Origin of the sequence: Phreatobacter sp. (assembly GCF_030691135.1) — a bacterium.
In the GTDB taxonomy this organism is placed as follows: domain Bacteria; phylum Pseudomonadota; class Alphaproteobacteria; order Rhizobiales; family Phreatobacteraceae; genus Phreatobacter.
Genome location: NZ_JAUYFA010000101.1, coordinates 1 through 6,272, shown reverse-complemented (window position 1 = coordinate 6,272; position 6,272 = coordinate 1). Strand labels below are relative to the sequence as shown.

Here is a 6,272-nt window from a genome sequence, read left to right as displayed (position 1 = left end):
TGGTCGAAGCCGAAGGCGACGCGGTCGATGATGGCGGCGGGTGTCCCCTGATCGATGCCGAGCCCCGCTGCGGCCGGGGCCGGCGGCAGTCCGAAGCGGATGGTCTCGCGGGCGGAGGCCACTACCTTGCCGCAGGCCGTCTCATAGAGCGGATAGAGGAGGTCGCCGAACTCGGCGAAAGGCAGGTCCAGCAAGGGCGCGAAAGGATCGCGCGGCAGGTTGACCTCTTCGAACAGCAGCGGCGCACCGTCGACCAGGCGTAGGCGCGTCAGCGCGATGATGTCGGCGCCGTCGGCGACGCCGAGATGCTCTGCCACCTCGGCACTGGCGGGCAGGATCTGGCGCGACAGGATGCGGGAGACCGGACGCATCGGTCGGCCCTTCGCATCGGTCATGCGGAAGAAGCGGGCCAGCGCATTGCCGAAACTCCCCCGCCGCACGAAGGTGCCTCGACCCTGCCGGCGTTCCAGCATGCCTTCCGCCACGAGCACCGCAAGGGCCTTGCGTACCGTGCCGACGGCGACCTCATGGGTGGCAGCGAGACTGTCCTCTGGCGGGATGGCCTCGCCCGGTCGCCAGCGACCGTCGGCTACTGCAGCGGCGAACAGGTCGCGCAACTGCTGGTAGCGCGGCAGCCGGTCGTCGAGCAGGGGCGGGAGAATGGTTGTCATGGAGATCTCTATTCCTATACAGGACTAGAGCAATGAGGAGCGACGCGCAAGCATGACCACCATCGACACCCACGCCCATGTCTTCGCGCGTGGTCTGCCGGCGATCGCGAGCGCCCGCTACGTTCCTGATTACGACGCGTCGCTCGCCGCCTATCTCGCTTTTCTCGACGGTATCGGCGCCCTAGAGGGCGTGCTGGTGCAACCCTCCTTCCTCGGCAGCGACAACAGCTTCCTGCTCGCGGCCCTCAAGGCGGCAGAGGGGCGTCTTGCCGGCGTGGCGGTGGTCGAGGAGCGCCGCGCGCCGGAGGCGGCCGAGGCCATGGCGGCGGCCGGCATCCGCGGCCTGCGCTACAATCTGGTCGGACGCTCGCCGGAGGTCCTCGCCTCGGCCGATGCGACGGCGATGCTCGCCATTGCCGCTGCGCTCGGCTGGCATGTCGAACTCCATGCCGATGCGCCGGACCTCGCCGCCGCGCTGCCTTTTCTGCGCGGCTTCGACGGGCCCATCGTCATCGACCATTTCGGCCGGCCGGGTCCGGACGATGCCGCGCTCGTCACGAGTTGGGCGGCTGACCCGCGCGTCCACATGAAACTCTCGGCTCCCTATCGCGTGCGCCATCCCGACATCCGTGGCCTCGCCGGCCGGATCGTCGATGCCTATGGGCCGGAGCGGCTCATGTGGGGCAGCGACTGGCCCTGGACCCAGCACGAGGAGGCGGCGAAGGCGGTGTCGCTGCTGCCCGGGGCGGTCGGCCTGGATGGGGCGACCATCGCCACGATGGAGGCGACGGCGCGGCGGCTGTTCTTTGAGTGGGGGGTGAGTTTGGTCGGGTGACCGGTGCGGATCGGGCCGGATGATTTGGGTTTGACGCTCGGAGGCGGTCGCACAGTCGTGCAAAATTCAGGATTTATGCGCCAAGGGCGTCAGGACTTCGAGGCTGGCGCATCAATTTCAACATGCCACCATTTTGGGCGTGGCCTGCGATAGGCATGATATGTCGGCATCAACTCGCGCTTGTTGGGGCTGTCGAAAGTGCCCACGAGCAGAGCAATCACAGGTTTGTCGTCCATAGCCCCAAGGCTGCTACCGCATGTGGAGCAGAACGCCCGGCTGGAGAAATCGGACGAGCGGAATAGTGCAGGTGCGCCAGCAGACCCATTCCAAGTGACGGAATCCCTCGGAAACTCAACCCATGCGGCTGTTAGGCTTCCTGTATGCTGTTGGCACATTCGGCATGAACAGGTATGCGGCTTTTCCGGGAAACCTACGGCTTCGAACCTAGTCGCACCACATAGGCATCCACCCAGGTACCGTTTGGGCTTACTCGGCGACCTTGTAGTCATGACAGCATCCTTGCGATCAGAGTATTTTGCCGTGCGAATATCGAATGCGTCAAGAAGCGCGAGCTGATATACTTTTGCAAAATTCAAAATTTTTGCACTACTCTTGCTTCTCAGTCAGCTCTGATCTGCCGTACGCAAAACCCCCGGGGGGACGACCCGGGGGCTGAGCGGTTCGCGTAATCTGGTATTGGGGCTTGAGCGGCACCTCAGCGGCAAACACGGCGAACCACGATGTCGCCCCAGCGGTTCTCGCGTTCGACAAGGCTGCAGCGCGGCTCATAGCCGTAGCCGTAGCTGACATTGCTGAAGCCGCGTGGTTCTGCGTGAAAGCGGCGCGGCTCTGCGTGGAAGCGGTGTTCGACCTGGTAGCGTGGCTGGGCGTTGGCGATGGCTGATCCGATCAGCAAGCCACCAACGCCTGCTGCCAGACCGATGGCGAGGGCGTTTCCGCGGCGGCTCTGGGCCTGGGCGTCGGTTGCGAGCATGGGGGCTGCGGTGAGAGCGGCGACTGCGATGGCGGCGAGAGCGAACTTGCGGGACATGGTGATCTCCTTGTGTGTGGTTGCCGGCGAACCGTTCCGCCGATGTGATGAACCTGGAGCCAACCCGGCATCGCCGCTGTTCCCAGTGGAACAGGCCGCAGAACTTTTCGAAACAATCTCACACGCACATCAAACGCCAGAACGTGGGTTCCGACTGGCTGCTTCCTTCCAATTGACAGGGTTGTGTCTGGCCTTCGGTGCAGAATTCAAGATTTGCGCATGCCATGCAGCCGGAGCCGCTTAAAGCGTCATGGCATGCCGGTAACGATCTTGGATACCTCAATCACTGCAAACCGCGTTCGCGGCGTTCCTATGCGCCCGGATTTTGATCGGGAGGAAAATCGGTTTCGATCTGCCGTTCGATGTCCATCAGTCTGGCAGACTCCCGCATGTTAGCGCACGTGTTGACGATCATCTCGACTACGGCCTCAATGCGGGACGTGTCATAGCCCGCGATGTCGCCGAGCGCTTTAAGGCCCAGGAAGCCCCGAGCGACGTCTGTCTTCCCAACCAGCTCTCCCTGATACACGCCCAGCTCTTTGTGGAAATTATTCCAGCGCACGATGGGCGCCGCGCCCGCGTCGAGATAGCATTCAATGGCGGCGCCGCGCCCATTAATATTCGTGCGATGTGATCCTGAAGGCCCGACGGTATCAAAACTCTCGAAGGCGGCCAGATCTGGAAGTTTTAGTACTCGCATGTTTGAGAGGAGGTTCAGCCGCGAGGTTCTATTGTAACTAAAAACACCCTCGGCATCGTTGTCATAGACAACGATGATGTTATTCATAATCGATATGCTGATCAGGCCCTTGGTAAAATTGAACAGATTGCCGGTCCCTGTGAACGGATAGCCTTCGTTCATATCCGCAAAATCAAAAAAATCGGCGAGATGCGGCTTCAACAAGCCAATTGCATGGCGAATTATATTCGCATCCGAACTACCCTCAGTCACTATCAAAAATCTATTGGCCTGGTCAGGGCGCTTCGCAAACTCACCGCGCTTCGCCCAGCCACCATACTCGACATCGGCGAATTGCCAGTTGACCGGGAGGTCGACCGCGGAAGGATTATCCGCCATCATCTGCAGGAGGATGTAAGGCGAGAAGTTTTCCATTGCCTCGCTGACGGCAAAGGCTGTGTCACGGTCAAGACCAAGCCGGTCTGCCATCTCGCGACGGAAAAATCTCCCGAAGCTTTCACCTTCGCTCTTACTGTAGTCGGCTGAGACGGCCTCGACATCGACCGCGCGCAGCGCGGCGGCAAGCTGGTCGAAAGAGAAGGCTTGTTCATCGAAGGAGTTGAGCTGGGAAAGATAGTGAAATTCCCGCCTGGCGTAGCAAGGCGTATAGCCAAGCAGGCCGATGCGTTCGACTACTTGCGCTAGCGGCTTGGACATTCCGTCTCGGTATTCGATTCTCAGCCTGTAGCCGCGATCGAGAGAAGCGATGTCAGCTTCGTCAATCGGCGTTTCCTCATCAGCATACCAGTAAGGGACCTTGGTAACGTCGCCGACCTGGAACAGCGCGCTGTGATCGGTGAAGCCGCTGTTTTTGCCCCAGTCAAGTTCAAGCCTGCCGACGGAAAGATGGATCATCGAGCCCATGGTAGAGCCTAACATTCACGGTACTAGGAAGCATTTGATGGCCGGGCAGGTTAAACGGATTCAGAACGATAGCTCCGATCTTTTTTGATTGTCTTGGCTTCCTCAATAGCCAGGAAGTGGGCTTCTTTCGGTGCAAAAGTCAAGAATTCCGCACCACCGCACCGCCCTTTGATCCGGCCAGGTTTTCTCGGCGCAATAGTCCGGTGCGCGGTTGCCGCGTGATTTTGTCGCCATCGCGCGCCGATTGACTGTAAGCTCGGCACCACTCGGCTGGTTGCGCCAAGCTGGCGCGGAGACGGTGCGTTCCAGCGCCACGTTCCCGCCCCACCGGCCCTTGTTCCGCCACGCCCGCACGCCATGATGGTGCAGTGCCGAAGATAACCTGACCTTAACCTTACCGATGGCTTGGTAGGTCTCCACGCGGAAGCACGGTCCGCGCCACGGTCAAGACACATTCGGGGGTCATTTCGCCCCCAAAGGCGACACCAGCGGGCGAAATCTGCGCCTTAAGCCGCTGGACGCCGTGTCGATCAGGGCGGGGAGCGTACGCGCGACCACCACGCCGGATCCGTCGCGAGAAGGATATTGCCCATGACTCCCGCCGATGCAGCCGCGGCCGTCTCCCACGACGTTTCCCTCTGGGGCCTGTTCTGGGCTGCCCACTGGGTGGTCAAAGCCGTGATGCTCGGGCTCGTGGCCTCGTCCATCTGGGTGTGGGCGATCATCGTCGAGAAGATCATCATGTACCGCCGGACCAAGACGCAGATGGACCGCTTCGAGCAGGTCTTCTGGTCCGGCCAGAGCCTCGAGGAGCTCTATCGCTCCCTGTCGCAGCGCCCGACCACCGCGATGGCGGCGCTGTTTGTCGCCGCCATGCGCGAGTGGAAGCGCAGCCACGAGACGGCATCGCGGTCCTTCGCCGGCCTGCAGCAGCGCCTCGACCGGGTGATGAACGTGACGATCCAGCGCGAGGTCGAGCGTCTTGAAGCGCGCCTGATGGTGCTGGCGACGGTCGCCTCGGCCGGGCCCTTCATCGGCCTGTTCGGCACGGTCTGGGGCATCATGACCGCCTTCCAGGCCATCGCCGTGTCGAAGAACACCTCGCTCGCCGTCGTTGCGCCGGGCATCGCGGAAGCCCTCTTCGCCACCGCCATCGGGCTCGTCGCCGCCATTCCGGCCACCATCGCCTATAACAAGCTCGCGGGTGAGGTGAACAAGATCGCCAGCCGCCTCGAGGGCTTCGCCGACGAGTTCTCCGCCATCCTGTCGCGTCAGATCGACCAGCAGGGCGGCGGCTACGACCAGCGCGCCGCGTAAGGGGAGCCGAGCGACATGGGTGCTCAACTCGCAGGTGGTGGCGGACGGGGCGGTGGTCGCCGCCGCCGCCGTGCCCACGTGATGAACGAGATCAACATCACGCCCTTCGTGGACGTGATGCTGGTTCTCCTGGTGATCTTCATGATCGCCGCGCCGCTGATGACGGTGTCGGTGCCGATCGACTTGCCGCAGGCTTCGGCCCGCGCGATCCAGCAGGACAAGCCGCCGATTACCGTGTCGGTTCGCCAGAACGGCGAGATCTTCGTCGGCGACGACAAGGTCGAGGCGGCCGGACTGGTCGAGCGCGTGCGGACCCGCGCCCAGAACGGCGCCGAGGACCGGATCTTCGTGCGCGGTGACGCGGCCGCCAACTACCAGGCCATCATGGACGTTCTGTCGCAGCTCAAGGGCGGCGGCTTCACCAAGGTGGCGCTGGTCGCCACCGAGCGCTCGTCGCGCTGAGGGCAGGGCAGGGACAGGCGTTGGCGCTCCACCCGCAAAAGGTCGGATACGGGATCTCGCTCGCGGGGCACGTGCTCCTCGTGGTCGCGGGTTTCGTCGGCTTCCTGACGTCGCCCACCAAGGTCGACGAGGGCGAGAGCGTGCCGGTCGAGATCGTCTCGGACGAGCCGGCCCAGTCGACGCGCGGCGACCGGCGCGGCGAGCAGACACCGACGCCGCAGCGCGTCGTCGACCGTCAGGCCGCCGAGGAGCGCCAGACGCAGGACCCCGCGGCGCTGCCGGTGGCGCGCGAGCGGGTCCAGAACACACAATTGCCGCCGCCGCCGCCGCCGC

Annotated in this window: 8 protein-coding genes; 4 read left to right on the top strand and 4 right to left on the bottom strand. The window is 63.1% G+C overall.

From position 1 onward, the window contains the following. Nucleotides 1-671, bottom strand: a 671-nt coding sequence (locus Q8O26_RS18670) for a GntR family transcriptional regulator (RefSeq protein ID WP_305578355.1), incomplete at its 3' end; no start/stop codon positions are given. A 52-nt stretch (nucleotides 672-723) separates the two neighbouring features. Between Q8O26_RS18670 and Q8O26_RS18665 the strand changes: the two genes are divergently transcribed. Continuing rightward, nucleotides 724-1,506, top strand: coding sequence for an amidohydrolase (locus tag Q8O26_RS18665; protein ID WP_305578353.1), 783 nt, complete (start codon nucleotides 724-726; stop codon nucleotides 1,504-1,506). An 89-nt stretch (nucleotides 1,507-1,595) separates the two neighbouring features. Here Q8O26_RS18665 and Q8O26_RS18660 read toward each other — a convergent pair whose 3' ends face one another. The 3 genes from Q8O26_RS18660 to Q8O26_RS18650 form a co-directional block, all read right to left on the bottom strand. Beyond that, complete coding sequence (locus tag Q8O26_RS18660; RefSeq protein ID WP_371134607.1) at nucleotides 1,596-1,901, bottom strand: GFA family protein; 306 nt, start codon at nucleotides 1,899-1,901, stop codon at nucleotides 1,596-1,598. 320 nt (nucleotides 1,902-2,221) lie between these two features. Beyond that, nucleotides 2,222-2,557 (bottom strand): hypothetical protein, encoded by a 336-nt coding sequence (locus tag Q8O26_RS18655; RefSeq protein ID WP_305578351.1) that lies wholly within the window; start codon nucleotides 2,555-2,557, stop codon nucleotides 2,222-2,224. A 310-nt stretch (nucleotides 2,558-2,867) separates the two neighbouring features. Continuing rightward, a complete protein-coding gene (locus Q8O26_RS18650) occupies nucleotides 2,868-4,160 on the bottom strand; it encodes a HEPN/Toprim-associated domain-containing protein (protein WP_305578349.1) in 1,293 nt (430 codons plus the stop codon). 591 nt (nucleotides 4,161-4,751) lie between these two features. Here Q8O26_RS18650 and tolQ point away from each other — a divergent pair. The 3 genes from tolQ to Q8O26_RS18635 form a co-directional block, all read left to right on the top strand. Then, the gene (gene tolQ / locus Q8O26_RS18645; RefSeq protein ID WP_305578348.1) at nucleotides 4,752-5,477 is read left to right on the top strand and encodes a protein TolQ; all 726 of its coding nucleotides are present in this window, start codon (nucleotides 4,752-4,754) and stop codon (nucleotides 5,475-5,477) included. A 15-nt stretch (nucleotides 5,478-5,492) separates the two neighbouring features. Beyond that, nucleotides 5,493-5,939, top strand: a complete 447-nt coding sequence (tolR, locus tag Q8O26_RS18640) for a protein TolR (protein WP_305578346.1) — start codon at nucleotides 5,493-5,495, stop codon at nucleotides 5,937-5,939. A 71-nt stretch (nucleotides 5,940-6,010) separates the two neighbouring features. Beyond that, on the top strand, nucleotides 6,011-6,272 hold a 262-nt coding region (locus tag Q8O26_RS18635; RefSeq protein WP_305578344.1), incomplete at its 3' end, for a hypothetical protein.

Excerpts from the sequence above, each read along its gene's own strand:
- Q8O26_RS18665 (WP_305578353.1), top strand. The coding sequence starts at position 724 with ATGACCACCATCGACACCCACGCCCATGTCTTCGCGCGTGGTCTGCCG.
- Q8O26_RS18660 (WP_371134607.1), bottom strand. The coding sequence starts at position 1,901 with ATGTGCCAACAGCATACAGGAAGCCTAACAGCCGCATGGGTTGAGTTT.
- Q8O26_RS18655 (WP_305578351.1), bottom strand. The coding sequence starts at position 2,557 with ATGTCCCGCAAGTTCGCTCTCGCCGCCATCGCAGTCGCCGCTCTCACC.
- Q8O26_RS18650 (WP_305578349.1), bottom strand. The coding sequence starts at position 4,160 with ATGGGCTCGATGATCCATCTTTCCGTCGGCAGGCTTGAACTTGACTGG.
- tolQ (WP_305578348.1), top strand. The coding sequence starts at position 4,752 with ATGACTCCCGCCGATGCAGCCGCGGCCGTCTCCCACGACGTTTCCCTC.
- tolR (WP_305578346.1), top strand. The coding sequence starts at position 5,493 with ATGGGTGCTCAACTCGCAGGTGGTGGCGGACGGGGCGGTGGTCGCCGC.